Annotated in this window: 22 protein-coding genes and 1 pseudogene; 18 read left to right on the top strand and 5 right to left on the bottom strand. The window is 59.5% G+C overall.

The window, feature by feature from the left end; translation table 11 throughout:
* Nucleotides 1-8: 8 nt before the first annotated feature.
* Nucleotides 9-260: a hypothetical protein gene (locus BGIM_RS0113200; RefSeq protein WP_020470242.1), complete on the top strand. Its 252-nt coding sequence runs from the start codon at nt 9-11 to the stop codon at nt 258-260.
* A gap of 91 nt (nt 261-351) precedes the next feature.
* Here the strand turns inward: BGIM_RS0113200 and BGIM_RS0113195 are convergent, their stop codons facing one another.
* Both BGIM_RS0113195 and BGIM_RS0113190 read right to left on the bottom strand, forming a co-directional pair.
* Nucleotides 352-723, bottom strand: a complete 372-nt coding sequence (locus BGIM_RS0113195) for an STAS domain-containing protein (protein ID WP_020470241.1) — start codon at nt 721-723, stop codon at nt 352-354.
* A gap of 147 nt (nt 724-870) precedes the next feature.
* A complete protein-coding gene (locus BGIM_RS0113190; protein WP_020470240.1) occupies nt 871-1,920 on the bottom strand; it encodes an HDOD domain-containing protein in 1,050 nt (349 codons plus the stop codon).
* A 317-nt stretch (nt 1,921-2,237) separates the two neighbouring features.
* Here BGIM_RS0113190 and BGIM_RS50185 point away from each other — a divergent pair, with 317 nt between their 5' ends.
* The 10 genes and pseudogenes from BGIM_RS50185 to BGIM_RS50180 all read left to right on the top strand — a co-directional run.
* The gene (locus tag BGIM_RS50185) at nt 2,238-4,103 is read left to right on the top strand and encodes a redoxin domain-containing protein (RefSeq protein WP_020470239.1); all 1,866 of its coding nucleotides are present in this window, start codon (nt 2,238-2,240) and stop codon (nt 4,101-4,103) included.
* An 85-nt stretch (nt 4,104-4,188) separates the two neighbouring features.
* The gene (locus BGIM_RS0113180) at nt 4,189-4,611 is read left to right on the top strand and encodes a hypothetical protein (RefSeq protein WP_020470238.1); all 423 of its coding nucleotides are present in this window, start codon (nt 4,189-4,191) and stop codon (nt 4,609-4,611) included.
* 101 nt (nt 4,612-4,712) lie between these two features.
* Complete coding sequence (locus tag BGIM_RS0113175) at nt 4,713-4,994, top strand: hypothetical protein (RefSeq protein WP_020470237.1); 282 nt, start codon at nt 4,713-4,715, stop codon at nt 4,992-4,994.
* Nucleotides 4,991-5,398, top strand: coding sequence for a type II toxin-antitoxin system VapC family toxin (locus tag BGIM_RS0113170; protein ID WP_020470236.1), 408 nt, complete (start codon nt 4,991-4,993; stop codon nt 5,396-5,398). The genes BGIM_RS0113175 and BGIM_RS0113170 overlap by 4 nt, the downstream gene beginning before the upstream one ends.
* A gap of 113 nt (nt 5,399-5,511) precedes the next feature.
* The gene (gene nuoL, locus BGIM_RS0113165; RefSeq protein ID WP_157368943.1) at nt 5,512-7,653 is read left to right on the top strand and encodes an NADH-quinone oxidoreductase subunit L; all 2,142 of its coding nucleotides are present in this window, start codon (nt 5,512-5,514) and stop codon (nt 7,651-7,653) included.
* A 45-nt stretch (nt 7,654-7,698) separates the two neighbouring features.
* Complete coding sequence (locus BGIM_RS0113160) at nt 7,699-9,540, top strand: complex I subunit 4 family protein (RefSeq protein WP_020470234.1); 1,842 nt, start codon at nt 7,699-7,701, stop codon at nt 9,538-9,540.
* A gap of 21 nt (nt 9,541-9,561) precedes the next feature.
* Nucleotides 9,562-10,518, top strand: a complete 957-nt coding sequence (locus BGIM_RS0113155) for an RpnC/YadD family protein (protein WP_020470233.1) — start codon at nt 9,562-9,564, stop codon at nt 10,516-10,518.
* Between the two features lie 217 nt (nt 10,519-10,735).
* Nucleotides 10,736-11,350 (top strand): hypothetical protein, encoded by a 615-nt coding sequence (locus BGIM_RS0113150; protein WP_157368941.1) that lies wholly within the window; start codon nt 10,736-10,738, stop codon nt 11,348-11,350.
* Between the two features lie 31 nt (nt 11,351-11,381).
* The gene (locus BGIM_RS0113145; RefSeq protein ID WP_020470231.1) at nt 11,382-12,740 is read left to right on the top strand and encodes a cytochrome c biogenesis protein ResB; all 1,359 of its coding nucleotides are present in this window, start codon (nt 11,382-11,384) and stop codon (nt 12,738-12,740) included.
* A gap of 78 nt (nt 12,741-12,818) precedes the next feature.
* A pseudogene (locus tag BGIM_RS50180) lies at nt 12,819-14,634 on the top strand (cytochrome c biogenesis protein); the annotation flags it as partial.
* A 258-nt stretch (nt 14,635-14,892) separates the two neighbouring features.
* On the opposite strand, the gene recJ reads toward BGIM_RS50180, so the two are convergent.
* Nucleotides 14,893-16,656, bottom strand: a complete 1,764-nt coding sequence (recJ, locus tag BGIM_RS0113135) for a single-stranded-DNA-specific exonuclease RecJ (protein ID WP_063607887.1) — start codon at nt 16,654-16,656, stop codon at nt 14,893-14,895.
* A 157-nt stretch (nt 16,657-16,813) separates the two neighbouring features.
* Nucleotides 16,814-17,155, bottom strand: a complete 342-nt coding sequence (locus tag BGIM_RS0113130) for a hypothetical protein (protein ID WP_020470228.1) — start codon at nt 17,153-17,155, stop codon at nt 16,814-16,816.
* 171 nt (nt 17,156-17,326) lie between these two features.
* Here BGIM_RS0113130 and BGIM_RS0113125 point away from each other — a divergent pair, with 171 nt between their 5' ends.
* The 3 genes from BGIM_RS0113125 to BGIM_RS0113115 all read left to right on the top strand — a co-directional run bounded on the left by BGIM_RS0113125 (nt 17,327) and on the right by BGIM_RS0113115 (nt 19,483).
* Nucleotides 17,327-18,472, top strand: coding sequence for a citrate synthase (locus tag BGIM_RS0113125; protein WP_029630008.1), 1,146 nt, complete (start codon nt 17,327-17,329; stop codon nt 18,470-18,472).
* 136 nt (nt 18,473-18,608) lie between these two features.
* A complete protein-coding gene (locus BGIM_RS0113120; RefSeq protein ID WP_157368939.1) occupies nt 18,609-19,196 on the top strand; it encodes a DUF6580 family putative transport protein in 588 nt (195 codons plus the stop codon).
* Nucleotides 19,193-19,483 (top strand): YciI family protein, encoded by a 291-nt coding sequence (locus BGIM_RS0113115; RefSeq protein WP_020470225.1) that lies wholly within the window; start codon nt 19,193-19,195, stop codon nt 19,481-19,483. The genes BGIM_RS0113120 and BGIM_RS0113115 overlap by 4 nt, the downstream gene beginning before the upstream one ends.
* Nucleotides 19,484-19,619: 136 nt before the next feature.
* On the opposite strand, the gene BGIM_RS0113110 is transcribed toward BGIM_RS0113115, so the two are convergent.
* Nucleotides 19,620-19,925, bottom strand: a complete 306-nt coding sequence (locus BGIM_RS0113110) for a hypothetical protein (protein ID WP_020470224.1) — start codon at nt 19,923-19,925, stop codon at nt 19,620-19,622.
* 86 nt (nt 19,926-20,011) lie between these two features.
* On the opposite strand from BGIM_RS0113110, the gene BGIM_RS50175 reads away from it, so the two are divergent.
* The 4 genes from BGIM_RS50175 to BGIM_RS0113090 all read left to right on the top strand — a co-directional run bounded on the left by BGIM_RS50175 (nt 20,012) and on the right by BGIM_RS0113090 (nt 23,558).
* Nucleotides 20,012-20,692 carry an HAD family hydrolase gene (locus tag BGIM_RS50175; RefSeq protein WP_020470223.1) on the top strand — a complete coding sequence of 227 codons (681 nt, stop codon included), beginning with the start codon at nt 20,012-20,014 and terminating at the stop codon, nt 20,690-20,692.
* A 173-nt stretch (nt 20,693-20,865) separates the two neighbouring features.
* Nucleotides 20,866-21,951: a hypothetical protein gene (locus BGIM_RS0113100; RefSeq protein WP_020470222.1), complete on the top strand. Its 1,086-nt coding sequence runs from the start codon at nt 20,866-20,868 to the stop codon at nt 21,949-21,951.
* A gap of 51 nt (nt 21,952-22,002) precedes the next feature.
* A complete protein-coding gene (locus BGIM_RS0113095) occupies nt 22,003-22,467 on the top strand; it encodes a hypothetical protein (RefSeq protein WP_020470221.1) in 465 nt (154 codons plus the stop codon).
* Nucleotides 22,468-22,586: 119 nt separating this feature from the next.
* Nucleotides 22,587-23,558, top strand: coding sequence for a sulfurtransferase (locus BGIM_RS0113090; RefSeq protein WP_020470220.1), 972 nt, complete (start codon nt 22,587-22,589; stop codon nt 23,556-23,558).
* Nucleotides 23,559-23,561: the final 3 nt, after the last annotated feature.

Here is a 23,561-nt window from a genome sequence, read left to right as displayed (position 1 = left end):
GAACAACGATGACCCCTCCCGACTGGCTGACCACCCGCAACGGCGGCCTCGCGGCCGGCCTGAACGACCGGACCTTCTTGGTGACCCTGAACGGCCACCCGCAATACCGTCTCGTGGCCACGCCGGCCCGAGGCAAGTTCACCTGCGTCCTGACGCAGACGAACAACGGCAAACGCCTCGACGGCGGGGTGGAATACCCCTCCCTCGAAAACGCCCTCCGGGGCGGCTTGGACGAACTGCGATCCAAATTGGGTTGGTAGGACTGAGAAAAGAAGAGAAGAGTTCACGCAAAGATCGCCAAGGAGATGCAAAGTTCCCCTTGGCGATCTTTGCGTGAACTCTTCTCTTCCATCAATCCCCAACCGGGGCATAGACGATCAGCGGGGAATCGGCGACCGGGACGACGATCACAGGAAAGAGTTTGTCCAGTTTTGTGATGGCCATGATCTCGGCGAGCGGCGTCGAGGCGGTCACCGTGAATTCAACCGCGCGGGCGTGCAGGATTTTCCAGAGTTTCACGACGGCGGCCATGAACGACCCGTCGATGATCGTCACTTCACCGACATCCAGCCGCACCCGTTTGGCCAGACAGTTTTCGAGGATTCGCAGGTCGGCCCGGAAAGAATCCGCGTCCGGATTGCCGTGGAGATTGGTCACCGGCGCGACGGCCAGCAACTCATCCCCGATGGCCCGCACCCGCAGCAAGCGATAAGTGTCCGCCATGACGCCATCCCCATCGGCGAATCATTGCCAGCCCCCCCCGGTCAGTTTATCAGACGTTGGGGGTTGGCCAAAGGGCGGGGAGTCTCATTCGTCATGGCGGCGTCAAAAAGGTGAACCAAACACACGGTCGTTTCTTGGCCCGACAGATTAGTTTGGCCTCTGATCCGGCTTGGTCTTCGCCCCCGACATCGAAGGGGGTTTCTCGATTTCCAATGACAGCCGGAGGAGTTCGTTGCAACCCAGCGACACCACCTCGGCGTAGTTCGGGCACTGGCCGATGTCCACTTGCAACAGTTCGGCGAAGGCTTCGATTTTCGGCCGGACATCCTTCAGGAAGTTCATGAATTCCTGCTTGTTCATGCCGAACGTCGTGCCGGCTTCCTCGATCAGCCCCGGCAGGACATCCTTTGGCTTGACCTCGTCGATGCTCGCCACCTGATGGCTGAACGACAACAAGGCAGTCCGTTGCCGGATATGGGGCGGCTGATCCTCGGCATCATCCACGCAATGATGATACCGGACCGGTTCCACAATCTCCGGGGGGAGCCGCCATCGTTTCAACAACCCGGCGCTCACGGTGGGGTGTTCGATCCCCAGATGCCGCATCTCCCAAGCGCACAAAGCTTCCCCAAACACTCGCTCCCGGCCGCTCCAAGCCGGCTCGTAAGACTTGGGAATCGTCTGGTAGAGGATCACGGTCCCAAGATCGCACAGGAGGCAGGCGATGAAGGCCTCTTCGTACAGGGGATCACGTTGGGTGATGGCCAGTTCGCGGGCGATGATCGCCGCCGCCACGGACGACCTCCAAAACCGCCGCAACCCGTCATCCTTCTTGACACGGGTTTGCAACGCCGGAAGCGCCAGCCCCAACACGATCGACCGCAAGGGATGCAGCCCCAGAATCGCCACGGCCCGCTTCACCGAGGTGACCGGCCGAGACAGGGCGTACAAGCTGGAATTCAATGTCTTCAACAACTGGGCACAAATGGCCGCGTCGGTGCTCAGCAACTGGATGACTTTGTCGATTTCACATTCCGGATCGCTCACCAACTCCACGATTCTCAACGCCACGGACGGCGCGGAGGGGAGTTTGGGGTCGCTCAGGATTTTGTCCAGCAGCGCGTCGGAGTTGGAAACGGGTCTGGATTGTGGGGGAACCATTGTTTTCTGCGACGACAGAGATAGACGAAAATTCATGTCCGGCTCATCTTCCAAGGGGCGTCTTGCGCGTCGGCGTTCCCGAAATGGCCCCCTCATGGGGCACGGCAAACGTCGGTGGGGGTTCTCGGCAAGTTTGTGCCACGGGCTGAATCCGGTCAAGCGACTCTCCCCCGCCGGGACCGCTTCGGCGGGAAGGTTGTTGAGACCGGGAAATGAATATTCCTGTCTGTGAATGAGATAGTCCGATCATTGACGAATGATCATGCGAACGGGTGGTTTCGGAAACTTCGGCAATCTCGGCCAGCCGTGTCCTACTCTTTGGTGTCTGATGAACCGCCCTGACGGGGTTGTCAATGTCGATTGCTGTCGCCTTGGTGGTGGCGCTGACGCCGGTGTTCTGGCCCGCCGCCCCCATTGATGTCGAATTATCCGAAACGTCCGGGAAGAAAATCCGGCTATCCACGGAGGCCGCCGGCCGACCCGTCGTCGTTGTGCTATTGCGCGTCGATTGCCCGCTGGCGGGCCGGTATGGCCCCCGGTTACGGGAGCTTGCCGGCCTTTTGGCAAAGGACCGCGTCGCTTTGATCGTGGTGAACGCCGACCCGCTGGCCGAGACGGGGCCGACAGACGCATTCATCCAATCCCACCAATGGCCATTCCCCGTTTACATGGACCCGGACGGGGCGATGGTTTCGGCGTTGGGAGCCAGTCGCAGCCCGCAAGCGTTTGTGCTTGATGCCGGCCGTCGTGTGCGCTACCGGGGCCGGATCGACGATCAATATGAGGCCGGCGGATTGGCTCGTTCTCAGCCGACGCGGAACGATTTGCTCGAAGCCGCCCGAGAAGTGGCGGCTGGCCGGCCGGTGAGCATTCCCCTGACTCCGGCGACCGGGTGCGTGATCGACCCGCCGGAACAAAAACACCAAACCACTTCCCGGATTACATTCTCGAAAGATGTGGCGCCCCTGCTGCAAAAGCATTGTGCCGTCTGCCATCGGCCGGGGGAAGCCGCGCCGTTTTCCCTGTTGAGTTTCGCGGATGCCAAACGCCGGGCGGGAACCATCGCCGAGGTGGTGTCAGACGGCCGGATGCCCCCCTGGCATGCCGCCCCCGGTCATCTCCGGCTGGGCAATGACCGGCGTTTGCCCGACATGGCCCGGAAGACGATTCTGGAATGGGTGCGGCAGGGATGCGCCGAGGGTGACCCGGCTGACTTGCCGCCGCCGGTTGAATATCCGACCGGATGGAAGATCGGCACACCGGACGCCGTCTATCCGATGCCGACCCCCTTTCTCGTCCCGGCCAGTGGATTGGTCGAATATCAGCATTTCCGGGTCGATCCGGGGCTGACCAAGGAAGCTTGGGTGCGGGCCATCGAGGTCCGACCGGGCAACCGACGGGTCGTTCATCACTGTTCGGTGTTCCTCAAACCGCCGAGCACCGCCGAGTTGATCGGCGAAAACTACGAGGTCGGAACCCTTCGTTCGTTCAATCTGGTGGCGTGGACGCCCGGCATGGGGCCGACCGTGTTCCCGCCCGGCATGGCCAAGCGGATTCCCGCCGGTTGGGTGTTGGAGATTGTGGTCCATTACACGATTGTCGGCACCCCGCAGGAGGATCGCACCGAAGTCGGGGTGATCTTTGAAGACCCGGACACTGTTCGGAAAGAAGTGGCGACCAAACTGTTGGGCGATGATCATTTGGCCATCCCGCCGCACGCTCCACGGCATGCCGTGGAGAAAACATGGACAGCCGAGCGGGATGTGTTGCTGCTGGCCATGTTTCCTCACATGCACCTGCGAGGAAAGTCGTTCCGCTACGAAGCCGACTACCCGGACGGAAGCCGCGAAACTCTTCTGGATGTCCCGGCTTACGACTTCAACTGGCAGCACCGATACGAACTGGCCGAACCCAAACGCCTCCCCGCCGGGACCATCGTGCGATGTGTGGCGGTTTACGACAATTCAAAGAACAACCCGGCCAACCCGGACCCGGACGCTCTGGTGCGAACCGGCTGGGAAAGCACTGATGAAATGTTCAACGGCTATCTCGACATCGCCCTCGCGGATCAGGACATGGCGGCCGAGTCCCAAACCGCCCGGCTCCGCATTCGGGGATGCCTGGCGGTGGCGGCGATATTATTGGCTGTCGTTTTTGGTTTGCGAATCTTCCGAACGAGCAACCGCCAGAAAGAGGCCCTCACCTTGGGGACCTCGTGAAGTCTTGGTGAACCCATCGCCGTCCGGCCATCGCCGACATACATCAATCGTGCCCAACCACATCTCTTTTTCCAGAGGACACGTCATGCGATTGATTGGCACGCTGGTGTTGGCGACCTTGGCTCTTGGCTCGTTCGGCTTCGCCGAAGACAAGAAAGAACCGGCCGAAAAATCCCCCGTCGGGACGTTCAAGCGATCGGCCGGCGACCTTGCCCTCACCATCACCCTCAAGAAGGATCACAAGCTCGACTTCATCGTGGTGGCCGGGGAAGCCAGCGGCACCCTGGAATGCAAATACACGATGGACAAGGAAGGCGCCGTCAAGTGCGAAGTCGAAAACTTCATCAAGAAGGGCGACTTCCCCGTGACCAAGGAAAAGGGCTACAAGTTCAGCTTCAAGATGGAAACCAAGAAAACGGCCATCGTGCTGAGCAACTTCGATGGCGACGACGTGGACGAAGCCGCCAAGAAAGCCATCGAAGGCGAATACGTCGCCGAGACGAAGTAAGACAACTCCGGTTTTGGAGTGTCGGGTTCTCCGACGCTCCGGACGGCGTGACAAGCTCCCTCTCATCGGGTAAAATCATCCGGGAAGGGAGTTTATTCATCATGCCGACCATCAACGCCACCATTCGCAACGGCCGCATCGAACCCGACGAACCACTCGACCTGCCCGACGGCACGAGTGTCAAAATCTCCGTCGCCGATGACGACGATCTGATGTCCCCGAAGGAGATCGAACGGATCGTCACGGCAATGGATCAGATCATTCCATTTGATCGAAGCCCCGAAGAAGAGGCGAGACTGGAAGCCGACCGGCTCGCGCGCAAGGAATGGGAAAAAGCCCACTTCTTTGAACACGCGAAAAAAATCGACAGGATCTTTGAATGACCCGTTATCTTCTTGATTCGGGGATCCTCGGCCATTTGGTGAACCGCCGACAAGGCATCCGCGAACGCTGCCAGTTGGAAACACGCAAAGGAAATATTATTGGCATTGGTGTTCCCGTTTTGGCCGAGTTGGTTTACGGCATCGAATACGGGGAGAACCGGGACCGGAATATGCGAAGCTTGCATTCCGTCTTGCCTTCCATCACTGTCTGGCCTTTTGACAAAGATGCTGCTTTTGAGTACGGCCGTTTGCACGCCGAACTACGCCGGACAGGTCGTCCGATGCAAGTCATCGACATCATGATTGCCGCGATTGCTTTGACCTTGGGGAAATGCACGGTGGTCTCCACGGACAGCGACCTTTTGGCGATTCCCGGCCTGACTGTCGAGAATTGGACGGTTTGACATTTCCCCGCCAACAACCTCCGCCCATTCTCCCGCAATCCCCGATGATGGCCGGGGGCCATATACCAGTGGGCACGGGCCGTTCGCACACTCCCACGGGCGGGGCGGGATACATGGTAAGTTGGCTGCTTGCATCGCCGGGCCGGATGTATGTCGTGGCGATGTTCCTGCCGTTGGCGGCCTTCGCTCTCCTGTTGATCGCCGGAGGTGTCCGCGCGCTGTGCCGGCCCGCCCGCGAGATCAGCGCCACCGCCCGGTTCTGGTACTTTTTGCTCGGCGGCCACCGGCCGATTCGTCTCGGGGCGTTTTTCGCCACGCTGGCGATGGGTGGCAGCGCCGTCTTCGCCTTCATTGGCCTTGCCACTTATTTGCACGACAGCGAACACCGATCCCCGTTGGAAGTGGAACAACGCTGGGCCGAGCGCACCACCTGGGCCTCCGTCGGCGAGCGATTGCCGGACACGGACAAACCGGCGGCGGTCATCGAACTTGGCTACCGCATCGACCATCTCTCGGCGATTCTTTTTGCGATGGTCACCTTCGTCGGGACGTGCATTTTCGTCTTCTCCCTCGGCTACATGAGCGACGAGCGGGAGATTGAACACGAAGACCACACCGCCCACGTCACCCGGCCGGGCCGGTTCGGCCGGTTCTTCCTGTTTCTGTCGCTGTTCTGCTTCTCGATGCTAAACCTGCTTATCGCGGACAATCTGTTTCAGATTTTCGTCTCATGGGAACTCGTCGGCGTTTGCTCGTTCTTCCTCATCGGGTTTTACTTTGAGCGCAAGTCGGCCAGCACAGCCGCGAACAAAGCATTCCTGATGAACCGCGTCGGTGACGCCGGGTTCCTGATCGGCCTCGCCCTCGCGTGGGTCTATTTCGGCACCTTCAACGTGCAAGACATTGCCCGCGATATCGCCAACGGGCAAAACCCGATGCCCGCGTATTTGTTCACGGTCATGGGCTTGGGAATCTTCCTCGGTTGCGTCGGCAAGTCGGCTCAGTTCCCGCTGCACACCTGGCTGCCGGACGCGATGGAAGGCCCGACACCCGTTTCAGCCCTCATCCACGCGGCCACGATGGTCGCGGCCGGGGTCTACCTTGTCGGCCGGGCCTATCCGCTGTTCACGGCCGAAGTGCGGTTAGTGATCGCTTACACCGGTGCCATCACGTTGTTCCTCGGGGCGACGATTGCCTTGGTACAAACGGACATCAAGCGGGTGTTGGCCTATTCCACTGTCAGCCAGCTTGGCTACATGATGCTCGCCCTCGGCGTCGGCGGATGGGTCGCCGGACTGTTGCACTTGCTGACCCACGCCTTCTTCAAAGCCCTCTTGTTCCTCGGGTCTGGCAGCGTGATTTATGGCTGCCACCACGAACAAGACATGATGAAAATGGGCGGCCTCCGGCGCAAGATGCCGATCACCGCTTACACCATGTTGATCGGCGTGCTGGCCATTGTCGGCACGCCCTTCTTCAGCGGGTGGTACAGCAAGGACATGATCCTCTCGAACGCGATGGGTTTCGCCCTCGCGGAGCCAAATCACATCGCCCTGTTTGTGTTGCCGCTGTTCACGGCCGGGCTAACCGCCTTCTACATGTTCCGGCTCTGGTTCCTGACATTTGCCGGGACGCCCCGCGACCATCATGTGGCCGAGCACGCCCACGAATCACCGTTTTTGATGACCGTGCCGTTGATGCTGCTGGCGGCTTGCAGCGTGGGCATCGCCTGGGGCTGGCCGGCATGGGAGCCACATGCGAGCTACCTCGGCCATTTGCTTGAACAATCGCAACCGGGAATGGCCCACGGACTGGCGAAGAAAGACCATCTCGCCGGGTGGCTGGCCCTCGGCGTGGCCATTCTAGGCGTTACAGTCGCCGTGCTGATGTATGTGACGCAGGCCATCAACCCGGCCAATGTAAAGGCGAAAATGGCCGGTGTTCACCAGTTCCTGATGCGGAAGTGGGGTTTCGACGAGTTGTACCATGCCCTGTTCGTTCTTCCGGTGATGGGCCTGGGATTCGTGGCCGCCCGGTTCGACAAGAAAACGCTGCCGGGCGAACAGGCCCACGCGGTGGACAAGAGCATCAACCTGACGAGTCTGGACGGAGTGATGAGCGCCATCGGGCAGGGAACCATCCTGTTCGGCCGGCGGGTGCGACGCCGGCAGACCGGACAAATCCGGCAATACGTGACGGCGGTGATGCTCGCCGCCGTCGTCCTGCTGGGAGTGTTGAGCGTGCTGTGGATGTGATCGGCAAGGGAATGACGACCCGGTTTTTGGAAGCATGGACCCGACATGATTGAATACGACCTGATTATGATGTCGCTGGTGATCTTTGTCCCGGCGGCATTCGGGCTGCTCTGTCTGATCTTCCCGGCGAAGTTCAAGGAGGCCGTCCGCTGGTGGGCGTTGCTCGGCACGGCGGTGACGCTTTGCCTGAGCCTGTGCCTGCTGGTGGAATATTACTTCCTGCTCGATTCCCGGTCGGATCGCGGGTTGCGCTCGCTGCATCACCCGAAGACGCTGCTCGACGCCCGCGCGGACGAGGCCCTTCGCCGGGCCAGCATGCCCGCCCCGGAGCCGAGGCAGGCGTATGACTGGGTCGGAACCGTGCCGTGGATCGACCGGTTTGACATCCAATATTGCATCGGGATCGATGGCATCTCCCTGCCGCTCATCGTCCTCACATCGCTCGTCATGTTCTTCGCCGTGATCGCGTCGTGGAAGATCGAGACGAATGTGCGCGCTTATTTCTTCCTGTTGCTCACGCTTCAGACGGGGGTGCTGGGGACATTCTTCGCCCTCGATCTGTTCTTGCTGTATGTCTTTTACGAGGTGATGCTCATTCCCATGTACTTCCTGATCGGCGTCTGGGGAGGCGCCCGCCGGAAGTATGCCGCGTTTAAGTTTGTGATTTACACGCTGCTCGGGAGCGTGTTCCTATTGGTGGCGATCATCGGACTGTACTTCACGGATGTGCGCGACTTCGTGGACAAGACCGCCGTGGATGCGCGGGCCGAGGAACGCCGGAAGGAAAGCCCCCGGCTGACCCAGGACGAAATCCGGGAATATCACACGTTCCACATCCCGACGCTGCAACGGGCGGGGCAGGGGGCCATGCTCGTGCTGACGGGCCAGCAAAACCGCCTGACCGCCCGCGACGAACCCGGCGAAGGGAAAGTGCCGTTGCTCGGTCGCGGCGTCCACATCGAGAGCGCGCGGGGCCGGTTTCAACAAGCCTTCTTCCAGCCGACCTATCAGTACTTGTTCTTCGTGTTGCTGTTTGTCGGCTTCGCGGTGAAGGTGCCGGTGGTGCCGTTCCATTCATGGCTGCCGGACGCCCACGTCGAGGCCCCCACGCCCGTCAGCATGATTCTGGCGGGCATTCTCCTGAAACTCGGGGGTTACGGCCTCCTCCGGCTGGCATACCCGATCTGCCCGTGGGCGGCCGATCAACTGTCGCTTGTAATCGCCGGCCTCGGAGCCTTTGGCATCGTTTACGGAGCCTTTGTGGCCCTCGGGCAGACAGACTTCAAGCGGTTGCTCGCGTATTCCTCAATCAGCCACATGGGGTATGTGATTCTCGGCCTCGCCGCGTGGGGAGGCGGGGCGAAGTCCCAATATTGGGCGTGGGGCATGAACGGGGCGATGTATCAGATGGTCGCCCACGGCATCACGGCCTCGGCGATGTTCTTCGTCGTCGGCGTCCTCTACGACCGGTCGCACACCCGCGAAATCCGGCAACTCGGCGGGGTGATGACCTCCATGCCGCTGTTCGCCGGGTTGAGCGCCATCCTGTTCTTCGCCTCGATGGGCCTGCCGGGCTTGTGCGGTTTCGTGGGAGAACTGTTCGTGGTGTTGGGAAGCTGGAACTACCATCCCGGCCTCTCGCTTGCCGCCATCGGGGCCACGGTGGTGACGGCCGCCTATCTGCTGTGGACATGGCAGCGGGTCTATCTCGGCGTGAACCATCATGGCCATTACACCGAAATCACCGCCCGCGAAGCCGCCGTGTTGCTGACGTTCGTGGTGCTTTCCATCGCCCTCGGCGTGCTGCCGCAAACATTGCTGTTGAGTTGGATGGAACCGAGCGTGACCGGCTTGGTGGAATCGCTGGCCCGGTTGAAGCCGGATTGATGTTCACGAAGGAGCCGCCCTGTGGATCACGATCAATTCTTCAAGAAATTGATGCACTTGTTTCTGCGGGACTTCTTCGAGATATTCTTTCCCGCCTGGGTGAATCGCTTCCGCTTCGACCAAGTGGAGTGGGTGGAGCAGGAAATCTTCCCCGACCCGCCACGCGGCGAAAAATTGGTGGTCGATGTTCTGGCAAAACTTCCCGTCATTCCCGCCGATCCGCCACGGGAAAACGAACCTCGCGAGTCGGTGGCCCTCGTCCTGATTGAAACGGAAGGCTCAACTCGCCTCGCGGATTTTCGCCAGCGGATGTACGATTACACCACCGGAGCCGGCGACAAACTCGGGCTGGATGTGCTGCCCGTTGCCATCTTCCTGAACCTGCGGATGGAAGGCCGGAACACGGACGTGTTCGAGCGGTGGTTCTGGGAACGCCGCATCCTGACCTTCGAGTATGATTACGTCGCCCTGCCGGGTCTGCGGGCCGAAGACTATGCCCATCACCCCAACCCTCTGGCGGCCGCGTGGTCCACGCTCATGAACATGGAGCGGGACCGCCGGGCCTTGGCGGCTGTCGAGGCGATGGACGTGATCGCCGCCAGCCCGCTGGATATCGAACGGAAGCATTTGCTGCTGGATTTCATCCAATCCTACGCCCCGTTGGAAGAAACCCAGAAGCGGGATTTGAACGAACTCTTGATCGACCCGAAGCGAGAAAGGACACTAGCCATGAAAAGACTATGGTCTGAGGAAATGAAAGAAGAGGGTGTGCAACAAGGCATGCAACAAGGCATGCAACAAGGCACTCTTTTGACACAACGGCGAATCGCCGAGCGATTATGCCGAACGAAGTTCCCGGAGTTGCCGGATGACAAACTTCAGAATCGTCTGGGGCGTTTGTCCGGGGAGGAACTCGAACAGTTGACTGTGCGAATCCTCTCGGCGACCACCGCCGCCGAAATTGGTTTTGATGAGTGAAAAACCTTCGGACTGGCCGATTGATCGGCGGCTATCCACCTCATATTGTCGGCTCCTCTTGGTCACAAGCGGAGCCGTTTCCGCTTGACCGATGGCCATGCTCCTGTAAGCATAGAGGATGTTGGCCCGCCTCCGCACCGGTTCGCCCTCCGGTTCTCTCCGAGTTTTGTTGATGCCCCTCATGAACACTGGTTTGAATCGTCGCACACGAGGGCGCTTGTCCGTTCTCCTCTTTTTGGGCGTGCTGATGGCCGCCGGTTGTCGGCCCGCGCCGACGATTTCGGTCACCACCGAAAAGACGGCCGCCCATGCCAACGAGGAGACAATGGAACCGGACATGCCGGAGCCAACCTCCAACGGCAATCGCATTCTCGGGGCCTACATCCCCGGCCCGGTGGCCGACGGAATGCAACGCTGGTGGGTGTTCAAGATGCGTGGCGGGCCGGAGACAATCGGCAAACGGCAGGCCGATTTTGACCGCTTTCTGGCAAGCATTCGCCTTCCGGTCGCCAACGGGGAAGATCCCGGATTCCAACTGCCCGACCATTGGAAAACCTCCTCGGCGACGGATGGCATCTCGAAGTTAAACATCCGCACCGGCCACCGTTTGACACCCACTTACATGACTATGAGCGATGTGGGTGGAACATTGCTTGAAAATATCAACCGTTGGGAAGGCCAAGTCGGATTGCCACCAACGGCCGAGGCCGACCTGCCCAAACTTTGGCGGGAGATGAAAACCGCCGACGGCGTGACAATTTACCGGCTGGATTTGAAGGGTCCGGGCGGCAAGCAAAATCAGATGATGAAGCCCCCCTTCGCCAAGAGCTGACGACCGATCAACCGCAGGAGCGACCCTCATCATGGCGAACACCTCCCAAACCCACGACTACGTTGGCGACAGCAAACCCGTCTTGAATAAAAGACCAAACCCGCTGTGGGCGATCTTAAAACCGGTCGCATCCCTCCGGGTGACGATGGTTTTGTTTTCCCTCTCGCTGTTTCTCGTTTTCATGGGCACGCTCGCCCAGAAACACGCGGGTATCGAGCGAGTGCTGACGCAATATTTTTACTGCTGGCTCGCGTGGGTCGATCTCAACCTGATCTCGGATTTTACCGAAGTGTTTTTTCACACCCGTATCTACGGAACGCCGGAAAATCCCGGGAGATTCCTCATTCCGTTCCCCGGCGGATATGTGATCGGCTGGGCGATGGCCTTCAACCTCATCGCCGCCCATGTCGTCCGCTTCAAGATGACTTGGAAACGCTCCGGCATCTGGATCCTGCACGCCGGGATGATGGTGTTGCTGGCCGGGGAGTTTATTCGCGCCGAGCGGGCAAACGAAGACCAGATGATGCTTTTTGAAGGCGAAACATCCGATTACATGTCGGATCTCAACCGGTTCGAACTGACCATTTCCAAGCCATCGGACGGAGACACGACCGAGGTCGTGAACATTCCCGGAGAAATCCTGTCAAAGGCCGCCGGGGACGAAAAACGAAACAAACCAGCCAACCGTGTCAGCTTGCCAGACCTGCCTTTCCACCTGCGGGTGCATGAATACATGGTGAACACTTCGGAACCGAAGACACGGACGGCCGATGAAGAACCCCAAGCGAACAAAGGGGTGGGCCGGGCGGTCACCCTCAAGGCCATCAAGGAGGTTGCCGGGACTGAAACAGGGGGTCGGCCGAATCTGCCCGCGGCCTTGGTGGAGTTTTTTCAAAACGACACGGGCGAGTCTCTCGGAACATATCTGGTCGGAATTTATGTGTCCGAGCAACCGCAAAAACTCGTGGCGGGAGACAAGAACTACATGATCAATTTTCGCAGAAAACGAGCCTACCTGCCTTATAAAATCACGGCCGAGAAGATTGAAAACGATTATTATCCGGGCACAAAAGTCACCCGCAATTTTGCCAGCACCATTCGGCTCCAAGACCCCCGCACGGGCGAGGACCGGACAGTCACCATCTGGATGAACCATCCGCTGCGGTATGACGGGGCGACTTTTTACCAATCGTCGATGGAGGCCTCGGAGGGAGAGCAAAAACGCACAGGCTTGCAGGTTGTTCGCAATCCCGGCAGACACTTGCCCTATGTCTCCTGTGTGATGGTCGGACTTGGGATGCTGATTCACTTTGGCATCAAGTTCGGCGAATTCCTGAAGAAGAAAGCCGCTGCCGACAGGCGGGCGGCCTTGAATGCGACAAGAGTGTGACCGGGATATCCAAGGGGCAACGCGGATCATTGCGACTAGGCAACACCATTCCGGACGGCGACCGTTTTTCTTCCCGCGATGGTATTCGGTAAAAATGGACGGAAAGCAAAAAGGCATCAAGCCATGAAATACATGAAATTTCTGCCGTGGGTCATCGTCGCCGTAATGGGGTTGTACATCGCCATGAAGGCGGTCCCGCCGGGAACCAAAACGAAGGAAATGGACCTGTACGCTTTCGGCGCGATTCCGGTGCAACACAGCGGGCGCATCCAGCCTCTGGATTCCCTGTCCCGCAACACGCTGATGATTCTCACCGGCGGACGACAAGAATACGTCGTTAAAATCGACGGCCGCGAGGAGACCCGCCCGGCCATCCGCTGGCTGTTGGACGTGACGGCTTCCAACAGCCGTGATGACTCTTGCGAGGTCTTCCGTATTGACGATCCGGATGTCCGCACCTGGCTCAACCTGCGCAACAAACCGGGGTCATACAGATACTCAAAAGCGGAAATTGGCGGCAAGAAATTGCAGGAACTGGATGCAAAAAGAGCCGTTTTGGGCGCCAAAAAAGCAGAAGAGCGCAATCAGTTTGAAGAAAGCCTTGTCACGCTGATTCATCAGATTGACATGCAAGACCAAGTCGGCAACTTTGTTGTGCCCGGCCTCGTCCCAAATCCCGATTCTCCGACCGGAAAATGGATGACCCTGTTCGAGATTAATCGGCAGATCGGCGCTGCCTCAGTCGAGCAAGCCAAGGCGGAAGGCGAAATCGAATTCCAGCGTGACATTAAAGAAAACCCGGCCAAATATGACGAGGCCCGCAAAAATCGCACACCGGATTCGTTCCGAGCTTGGTATGAGAACGAGCGCAAGGATCTAATGATGGAAGCCTTCCGCCGTTTGACGGAAACAGGCCGGTCTGAACATTTCCCACAGGCCGCCCTGCTTCTGGAAATCCTGAAAGCCTACGACGCCGACAACGTGGAGAAATTCAACCAAGATCTGGCGAAGTACTATGCGGATTACGTTTCGAAGATGGACCCTTCCGATGTGAGCAAGGCCCGGTCGGAGGCATGGATGAACCACTTTGAACCATTCTTCCTCTGCAAAGTTCTTTACATCATGGTGATGGTCCTGGCGTGCCTGTCGTGGCTTGTCCCGCCCGAGGTGCCATTGGGGCGTTCTGCGTTTTATCTCACCTGCCTCACCCTTGGCGTCCACACGCTGGCGTTGATCTTGCGAATGTTCATTGGCTCCCGCCCTCCTGTCACAAACCTCTATTCCTCGGCGGTGTTCATCGGCTGGGGTTGTCTGGTTTTATGCCTGATCATGGAGGTGATTTACAAGAACAGCCTCGGAACATTTGTCGGCAGCCTCTTGGGTTTTGCCACCATGCAGATTGCCCAACTTCTGTCACAGGGAGGTGACACGATGGAGATGCTGGTGGCCGTGCTGGACACCAACTTCTGGCTGGCGACGCACGTCACCATCGTGACGCTCGGTTATACCGCCACCTTCGTGGGGGGCTTCCTCGGGGCAGCCTATATCTTCGCCGGGATGTTCACCAACGCCCTGCGAAAAGACAGCGGCCGGGCGGTTTACCAAATGACCTACGGCACGATCTGTTTCGCCACGTTGCTGAGTTTCGTGGGCACCGTGTTGGGCGGCATCTGGGCCGATCAATCGTGGGGCCGGTTCTGGGGTTGGGACCCCAAGGAAAACGGGGCCGTGTTGATCGTGATCTGGAACGCCCTCGCCCTGCATGCCCGCTGGGCCGGTTTGGTGAAGGCTCGCGGCTTTGCCGTCCTGACGGTGTTCGGCAACATTGTGACCGCGTGGTCTTGGTTCGGCACCAACCAGCTTGGCATCGGCCTCCATGCTTACGGGTTCAACAAAACTCTGGCCGACAGTTGCGCCATCTTCTGGATCGCGAATAGTTTGGTCATGATCTTGGGAATGATCCCGCTGGGATTTTGGGCGAGCTTCGGCAACGAACCAGCCAAAACGAAGAATTAAAAAGAAAAAAGTTTCACGCAAAGATCGCCAAGGATCATTGAAAAAATGGACACGATTACAAACGGTGATCGTTCCTCATTTCATTGGCCCTTGGCGATCTTTGCTTCTTGGCGGCCTTTGCGTGAAACTCTTCTCCTCATCCCAATGTGGCCGTTGGTCCCGTCTGGAAGTCGTCCACCATCAGTTCCACCGAACGCATGCCGTTCCATTCGTTGATTGTCGGCGTGAACGTCAGGCAACATCTTCCCCCGTCGGACATCAATTCCACGACGCGGTCGCCCATGCCGAAGGCAACAGCCCTCATGCTGGTCGATCCCTGTTTCACCTTGAAGCTCAGATGGCGTTCCCCGGCGCCGATCTTTTTCGGTTCGCCGACGATTTGCAGATTCCCGGCCAAGAATCGGGGTTTGGGATTGTCGGCCCCGTAGGGTTCCAGTTTGTTGAGGTCATTCAGCAGGCCGAGCGTCAGCGAACTCAGCGGAACCTCGGCGTCGATTCGCACTTGGGGGGCCGGGGCGACGCCGGTCGGGAAATGCTCGGCGGCATATTGGGCGAAGCGTTCCCGGAACACCGGGATCATCAGCGGGCGAATCTTGGCACCGGCCGCCATCGCGTGGCCGCCGTGGCCGGCCAATACGTCGTCGCAGGCGTTTAGGGCTTCGTGCAACTCGAAGCCGTGGATTGACCGGCCGGAGCCGGTGACGACCTCCGCGTCCGGCACGATGGCAAACAGCACGGCCGGGCAGCCGGTGTATTCGACGATCCGGCTCGCGACGATCCCGACCACCCCCGGATGCCATTCGGCATGGGCCAACACGATACCGGACAAGTCTTCCGTCATCATCGCGTCGGCCATTTCTTTGGCCTGGGCAGTCATTTTGCGTTCGATCGTCTGACGCTGGCTGTTCTGGTTGTCCAGAAAATCGGCCACCTCGCGGGCTTTCGCCGGGTTGGCCGTCGTGAACATTTCAACCACCAAACGGGCGCATCCAAGCCGGCCGGCGGCGTTGATGCGCGGCCCGAGTTTGTAGCCGATATCCTCGGCCTTGATCAGCTTGTCGGCCGGCAATTTTGCCGATTCGATCAGGGCTTTGATGCCGAGCGGCGGCTTGGTGTTCAGCCGGTTCAGCCCGTGCTTGACGAGGATGCGGTTCTCGTCGTGCAACGGCACCACATCCGCGACGAGGCCGAGCGTGGCGAGACAAAGGGCGTCCAGCAGGTAATCCCGCAGGGCGGGGGTAACCTTCTCGCTGCCGCAATGTTTGACGGCCAGCGCCCACGCCAGCTTGAACGCCACCCCGGCCCCGGAGAGGCCGCCGAAGGGATAATTCGTGCCCGGTAACCGGGGATGGACACACACCGCCGCCTTGGGTAGCGTGGCTTTCATTTCGTGGTGGTCGGTGACGATCAGTTCCAGCCCGAGTTTTTTCGCCACGTCGGCCTCGGCCAGGCTGGCGATGCCGCAATCGACCGTGACGACGACCTTCACCCCGCTCTCGGCGAGTTGCGTCAGGGCTTCCGAATTGACCCCGTAGCCCTCTTCCAAGCGATGGGGAACATAAAACTCGACCGGCGAACCGAGTTGTTGAAACAAACCGACGAGAATGGCGGTGCCGGTGGTGCCATCCACGTCGTAATCGCCATAAACGCAAATTTTTTTCTTTTGCTCGACCGCCCGATACAACCGTTCGACGGCCTCCGGCACGCCGGGCAGCGAGGCCGGGGGGTGCATTCCGGCGAGGGATGCTTCCAAAAATCGTTTGGCCGCCTCGGGTTTGCCGATATCCCGATTTAACAACAGTTGGGCAATGATGGGAGAAACACCAAGCTGGCGGGCGAGATGCTCGATGGCCGTCCGGTCATGCGGCAGCAACCGCCAAAGTTTGGTTACTGCTGGCAAGGTTTGTCCTCGGGAGAGAGACAAGGTGACAAGGTGACAAGGTGACAAGGTGACAAAAACATTTCAGGCATGATGCGGCGATCATGACGGTGAAATGTGTTCATTTCTTGGTTTCCTGGTCTCCTTGTCTTCCGGGCTCTCACGTGTTGTCTTCCCCTTATTCCGTCGGCGGCGTGGGTTCTTCAACTTCCTCTTCGACCGTTTCCTCGCCGAGAATCGTGTCGAACGCCCGGCGCATCACCCAGGCTTGTTCGTTGACATCCACTTCCAGGGCCGTCAATTCCAAGGCGCCCCGGAGGAGTTCCCGTTCTTCCTCGGCGCCGTCCACGATGTGGTTGAGCATCCGGGCGGTGGCGGCGTAAATTTCGTAACAACCCCGGTAATCGCCCGTGTTGTACACCGGGGCGCCGAGCGAAATCGCCGAGGCGATCATCGTCCGGATCACGTCCAGCGGATCGAGGGAATCGAATTCGTCGAACTCTTCTGCTTCCTCGGACATCACTTTTCTCCCAACCGGATATAGGCCAGTCCTAGATTGTAAGCCGCCGGGGCTTCGCCGGATAGCGGACCTTCTCTCTGGCCAACCCGCAAAACGTGCTATAACTGACATGAAGCGGGTCGCCGACCGCGACCACCCCCCGCCAACAGACGTTTCCCCCCGAGATCCCCGATGAGTGCGATGGAAATACCCGCAGGGTTGGCCGACGTTCCGGTGACGAAGTCAGCCATCAGCATCATCGACGGCAAGCGAGCGATGCTGTCCTACCGGGGAATTGCCGTCGAAACGCTGGCGAAGGAAAGTTCTTTTGAAGAAACCGCCTGGTTGCTTCTGAAGGGACAATTGCCGACCCAACGGGAACTGGCCGATTTTCACCACGAACTTCGCCAGCGCCGCAAGGTCCACTACAAACTCATCGACGTCATCAAGAATTTCCCGGCCGACGGCCACCCGATGGACGCCCTTCAGGCGTCCATTGCCGCGCTGGGCATGTTCTACCCGGCCCGCGACGTCAAAAACGCCGCCTCGAATTGGGAAGCCACGCTGCGACTGATCGCCGCCATGCCGACCGTGGTGACCGCGTTTGCCCGGCTCCGCAAAGGGGACGAGCCGATCGAACCGCACCCGGATCTCGATCATGCCGGAAACTTTTATTACATGCTCTTCGGCCGGGAACCCTCGCCGTCCGTCCGCAAGGTGGTCGACGCCTGTCTGATTCTGCACGCCGAACACAACATGAACGCCTCGACGTTCACGGCCCGCGTGACCGGTTCCTCGCTGGCGAACCCCTATGCGACCATCGCGGCCGCCATCGGCTCCCTGTCGGGTCCGCTGCACGGCGGGGCGAACGAGGAAGTGCTGGAACAACTTTCCGAAATTGGCAAAGCTGAAAACGCGAAAGCATGGATGGACGCCAAGAAGGCCGCCGATCCGTCCTTCAAGGTCATGGGCATGGGCCACCGGGTCTACAAGGTGAAAGACCCCCGCGCCACCGTGCTGCAAGAACTTGCGGAACACGTGTTTGCGGAAACCACCCGCCCGGCGATGTACGAGGTGGCCCTCGAACTCGAAAAGATTTGCGTCCCGATCTACGGGCCGAAGGGTGTGTACCCGAACGTCGATTTCTTCTCCGGCGTGGTCTATTCCTCGCTCGGCATCCCGACGGACATCTTCACCCCCGTCTTCGCCATCGCCCGCGTCGCCGGTTGGCTGGCCCACTGGCTGGAACAACTCCAGGGCAACCGGATTTACCGCCCGGAACAGACCTACACCGGCAAGACGGATGTGGCGTACATCCCGCTTGAGAAACGGCCATAAACGTCAAACAATGTTCTGATCGCGGTTTGTGACAAGGCGACAAGGTGACAAGGTGACAAGGTGACCATATCCTGAATGTTTGCGACAAGACGGGATGAGCACTACGTTTGTCACCGTGTCATCTTGAATCTGAATCATGAGACCAATGACCGAATCACCGAAACCCCTCGCGTGGCTTCTGGCGACGCTGACGGCTCTCTATGTGGTGGCGTTTCGCCTGCTTCCCTACGAAACCACGGCTTGGATGCTTTGGCCGTTCACGGCGTTCGGATTGTACGCCGGCGCCCGGTTGCGTTGGTGGCAATCGTTGATGCTGGTTCTGGGCGTTCAGGCCGCGACGGATGCGCTCTTGTTCGCCATCCATCAATGGCCGGTTTCTTACGGGGCCTATCCGAGTTTCGCCCTGTTCGTGTTGCTCGGCCGGATGTTGTTGGCCAACTCCAATTCCCCCGCCCGCCTGTTTGCGGGAACGACCATCAGTTACACCCTGTTCTTCCTGATCACAAACGCCATCGCGTGGCTGGAAAACTCCATGCCGGAATATCGGGTGAAGTCTTTTGACACGCTGATGCTGGCGTATGGCAAAGGGCTGGAATTTGTCCGTGCCCAGCCGATGCAGGTTTTCGGCCAATATGTGATGGCGGCCTTGGTGTTCGGGGGACATGCCGTGCTGGCGAAGCGATGGTTCCCCGCCGAAGTGGTTCAACCGGAGACGGCGCGATGAAGTTTGCCGCGACGATTGAGTATTTGCAAGACGCGGAAAAAGTCGGGGCCATCCGCCCCGCCCACCGGGCCTATTTGTCGAGCCTGATCGAACAGGGCAAGCTCGTCGCCTCCGGCCCGTTCGCCGATGCCAGCGGGGCGCTGATCATTTACGAAGCCGACACGGTCGAAGGTGTCGAGGCCATCATGAAGAACGACCCGTTCCACGCCGCCGGGGTGTTTCTGAAATGGAGCATCCGACCTTGGAAAATGGTCTTCGCCAACCCGGCGTTGTTGAAGACGGACTGAAAAGGCTCGGCAAAGATTAACCACAAAGACGCAAAGGTCACACAAAGTTTCACAGAGAAGAAATAGCTATCTCTTTTGTCTTCTTTGTGAAACTTTGTGTGACCTTTGCGTCTTTGTGGTTAATCTTCGAGCTTTTTCAGTCCAGCAACAACCACCAGCCGATTCCCTGACAAACCACTTCAACAGCCCCCAAAATCATGCTCATGCAGGCGTGACCAAGCCCCCGCTCGTGTTCGTCTTTTTTGGCGATGCGGCGGCCGAAAAATCCCAAAATAATGGCCGCGAAGCCGGTGAGCACGCCGACGCCGGGGACAAGCCCGGCCAGCATGCAGACGTAAGCCCATTTGGCGGCACGGTTTCCTTCCGGCAGGAAAGAGACGCGGATCTCGCTGCGATCATGCGGACGACGGCGTTTGGGCTTCGGTTTGGAAGGTGAAGACATCGGACTCATCAATTACGTACCATTAACCCCGGACAGATGGACCTATGGCTGGGCGTCGTCCGGTCAAGGAAGTCCGGGGGATTCGTATGATTGCAAGTCACATCAGGGCCGTGTTTTTCGACGCCGTCGGCACGGTGTTGTTCCCGTATCCCGGCGTCAGCGCCACTTACGCCCGGTTGGCCAACCAGCACGGCGCGGCCCTCACGGAAGAAACCGTGCGCGCCCGGCTGATGCCCGCGTTTATCAAACAGGAAAAAATTGACGGCCAAAACGGCTGGACCACCAGCGAGGAGCGCGAAGCCCTTCGCTGGCGGGACATCATGGCCGAGGTCATGCCGGAGGCGGACTTGGAAGCCTGTTTCCGCGACCTGTGGGCTCATTACACCACTCCGGCCGCCTGGAGCGTCCCCGGCGAGGTTGGCCCGGCGCTGGCCAATTTGAAGGGCCGGGGGCTGACCCTTGGCCTCGCCTCCAACTTCGACGCCCGGCTCAAACCCCTTGCCGCCGGGTTTCTCGAATTGGAACCCGTTTGGAACCGACTGGTCATCAGCTCACTGGTTGGCCATCGCAAACCTGGTCGGCCGTTCTTCGAGGAAGTGATTCGCCAAGCCGGATGCGCCCCCGCCGAGATTTTGTACGTCGGCGATGATCGCCGAAACGACTACGACGGCGCGATGGCCGCCGGCTTGGAAGCGGTATTGTTCGCCCCGGAGGGAGCAGAACCGGGGATTCGGACGGTCCGTTCGCTGGCGGAACTGGCACATTAAAAAAACCAAGCAAACGTCAACCAATTCCCGGACGGCCCGGACACAATTCATCCTCAAAAGAACGTCTGACTCCTGCCCGTCTTTCAAGGTGTCTATTGCGTTATCTTGTCAATCCGGTTATGGCCCGCGATTGGGGGAAATCTGAAATCACTATTCCAGCCGGGGGGCAGGGAATGCGAGCGTCTTTGTGGGCTGTTTCCATCATTGGGGTGATTGGCACGGGCCTGACACCTGCAAACGCTCAGTTTCCACCGGCGGAGGCCAAGCCGGCCGGGCCGGTGACAATAGCGCCGAAGGTCGATCCGATCCTTCAGCCCGCAAACCCGATGACGCCGACAGGGCCGGCCGTCCCGCCGTTGTCCGAGGGACAACAACCAGCCCGGACGGATGCCGATCCGTCGGTTCAGTTTCCCTCGTCCTTCCTGCAACCGCCCCCCGCCGCCTCCCAAGGGCAGCCATTGTCGGGGCCGGCGCCGTTTGACTGGAATCATTTCCGCGTCGGCGGCCAGTTCCGGATCGAAGGGGACGGCAACAACTTTCCGTTCCACCCGATCTCGCTGCCTCCGGGGCAGACGGATCAAGGACTGGTGACCCAGCGTTATCGTCTCTGGTTGACCTACACCCCGAACGACAACGTCGAGGGTTACATCCAGATGCAGGTTGGCGGGATTCACTGGGGCACGAACTACGACTTCAACAAGAACTTCAACGCCAACTACTCGCCAATCGTCGGCGACCGCGTGGGAATTGAACTGCGTCGCGCCTGGCTGGCCTACAAGGAAGAAGATGTTGGCAAGGTGCGTGTCGGGTTTCTGGACTGGCACGATTCATTCAACGACACGCTGGCCAGCTCCAACTACGACTTCAACCAAGCCGGTATTGACTGGACAAAGACCGTCACTGGCATGAACAACCTCCGGTTGTCGGCCGCGATGTTGCTGTTGGCCGACCAGGCGTTCGCCACTTCGGACCCGGCGAACGCGCCGGGGACGCACACGGCCACCTTGTTCGCCTTCGACGCCGACCAACCGCTGGCCGAGCAATTCTCGGTGGGGGGAAGCGCCTACGTTCTGTATGACCGGGGCGGTTACTCTTACACCACATCCGCCGCCTATCGCTACGCCCTCGACACTTGGTTGGGCGTGCGGGCCAAATGGACCAACGACGTGCTGCCACTGGCCGCGTTCTTCATCACGAACTCCGGTCGCCGGGAGGATGTGGACGCCATCGGTTTCCGTCACACGGGCTTTGCCACCTAGCTGGAAGCCGGCGCCCTCAAAATCGGCGACGCCAAGCTGAGCAGCCAGATTTTGTACGCCACCGGCGGCAATGGCTCCGGGGACGGCCGTTCCAATGAATTCCGCACCGTCGCCCAGTCTTATCGGGATGGTTTCGGATCGCAGGGCTACTGGAGCTACATGCAACTCACCAGCCCGAACGGTCCCGGCGACTTGGCCGACTTGGGCGTCGGCCTCCAGAATCGCGGCTTGGGTCTGTTCACCGCGCAAGGCAAACTGGAATACCCGCTGACGGCCCGGCTCACCAGTTCGACGACGGCCGGCTGGCTGCAAACAGCCGCCCGGAATCCATTGAACGGATCGAAGGGCATCGGCACGGAAGTCGGCGAAATGTTCACTTACGATTTCGGTGGCGGCCTTAAGCTCGACACCGGCTCGGCCGTGTTGTTTACCGGCGATTACTACCGCCCGGCACCGGGGGCGGCCAAGGCCAACACCCTCTGGGAGGCATTCGCCCGGTTGCAACTGGAGTTCTAAACCGGCCGGGTTGAATTCCGGCATCGCCCCCGCCGTCAAACGATGACGCCTGCCCGCTCGATAGTACGATAACTTCCCATCTCTTTTGTTGACGACATTGGCCAAGGAGTTTGTTTCACATGCGATTGATTAGCGCCATGTTCCGCACCCTTCGCGCGGCCGCCTCGAATCTCCCGGCGAAAGCTGCGGCCGCCGTCTTCGGTGTTTCGCTGCTTGGGGGAGTCGCCCAAGCCGACATCGAAATCATCTCTCCGGCCGAGGCCAACAAGCTGATCGAGAATCCCGACGCCGCCAAACGGCCGCTCGTGTTCGACACCCGCGGCGGGTACAAGGATTATTTCCGGGGCCACCTGCCGACCGCCCACCACATCAACTTCGACACCCTGCGGGGAACAGATCACGGCGTTCCCGTGCAATACCTCCCGGAAGACCTGACCAAAGCCTTGCTGGTCCGCGCCGGCGTGGACCGCGACCGGCTGCACCTGATCTATGCCACCGGCGACAAGCTGCCGAACGACGAGATTCTGAGCGCCAGCATGGTGGCGTTTGTCTTGGAAAAATACGGCGTGAAAGACATTCGCATCGTGGACGGCGGTCTGCCGGGCTGGAACAAGGCCAAACTGCCGGTCACACAGGAATACTTCGGCAACCCGAAGGGGACGCTTCCGGAAAAGGGACTTCCGGAAATCGCCCTGACGGTGGATGACGTGCTGAAGCGCAAAGGCCAGCCCGGCGTGGTTCTCGTGGACGCCCGGCCGCACAACGAATACATGGGCGACGACGAAATCTGGCTGCGGAAAGGCCACATCCCCGGCGCCATCAGCTTCCACTGGGCCCGGTTGATGGAAAAGGACAACACCCACCAGTTTCTGTCGTTCGAGAAAACCAAGGCCGAACTCGAAGCCGCCGGACTGACCGGGGACAAGGAAATCCTCGTCTATTGCGGCACCTCCCGCGAAGGAAGCCTGCTGCGGTTCTACCTCAAGCACGTGGCGAAATACCCGAACGTGCGGCTCTACGAAGGATCGTGGAAGGAATATGCTTCGCTCAAGCAATATGAGACCGAAAAGACGGAAAACAAAGCGAAGTAAGCT

This window comes from Zavarzinella formosa DSM 19928, from assembly GCF_000255705.1.
Lineage (GTDB): Bacteria > Planctomycetota > Planctomycetia > Gemmatales > Gemmataceae > Zavarzinella > Zavarzinella formosa.
This window is presented reverse-complemented; position numbering and strand designations above follow the sequence as displayed.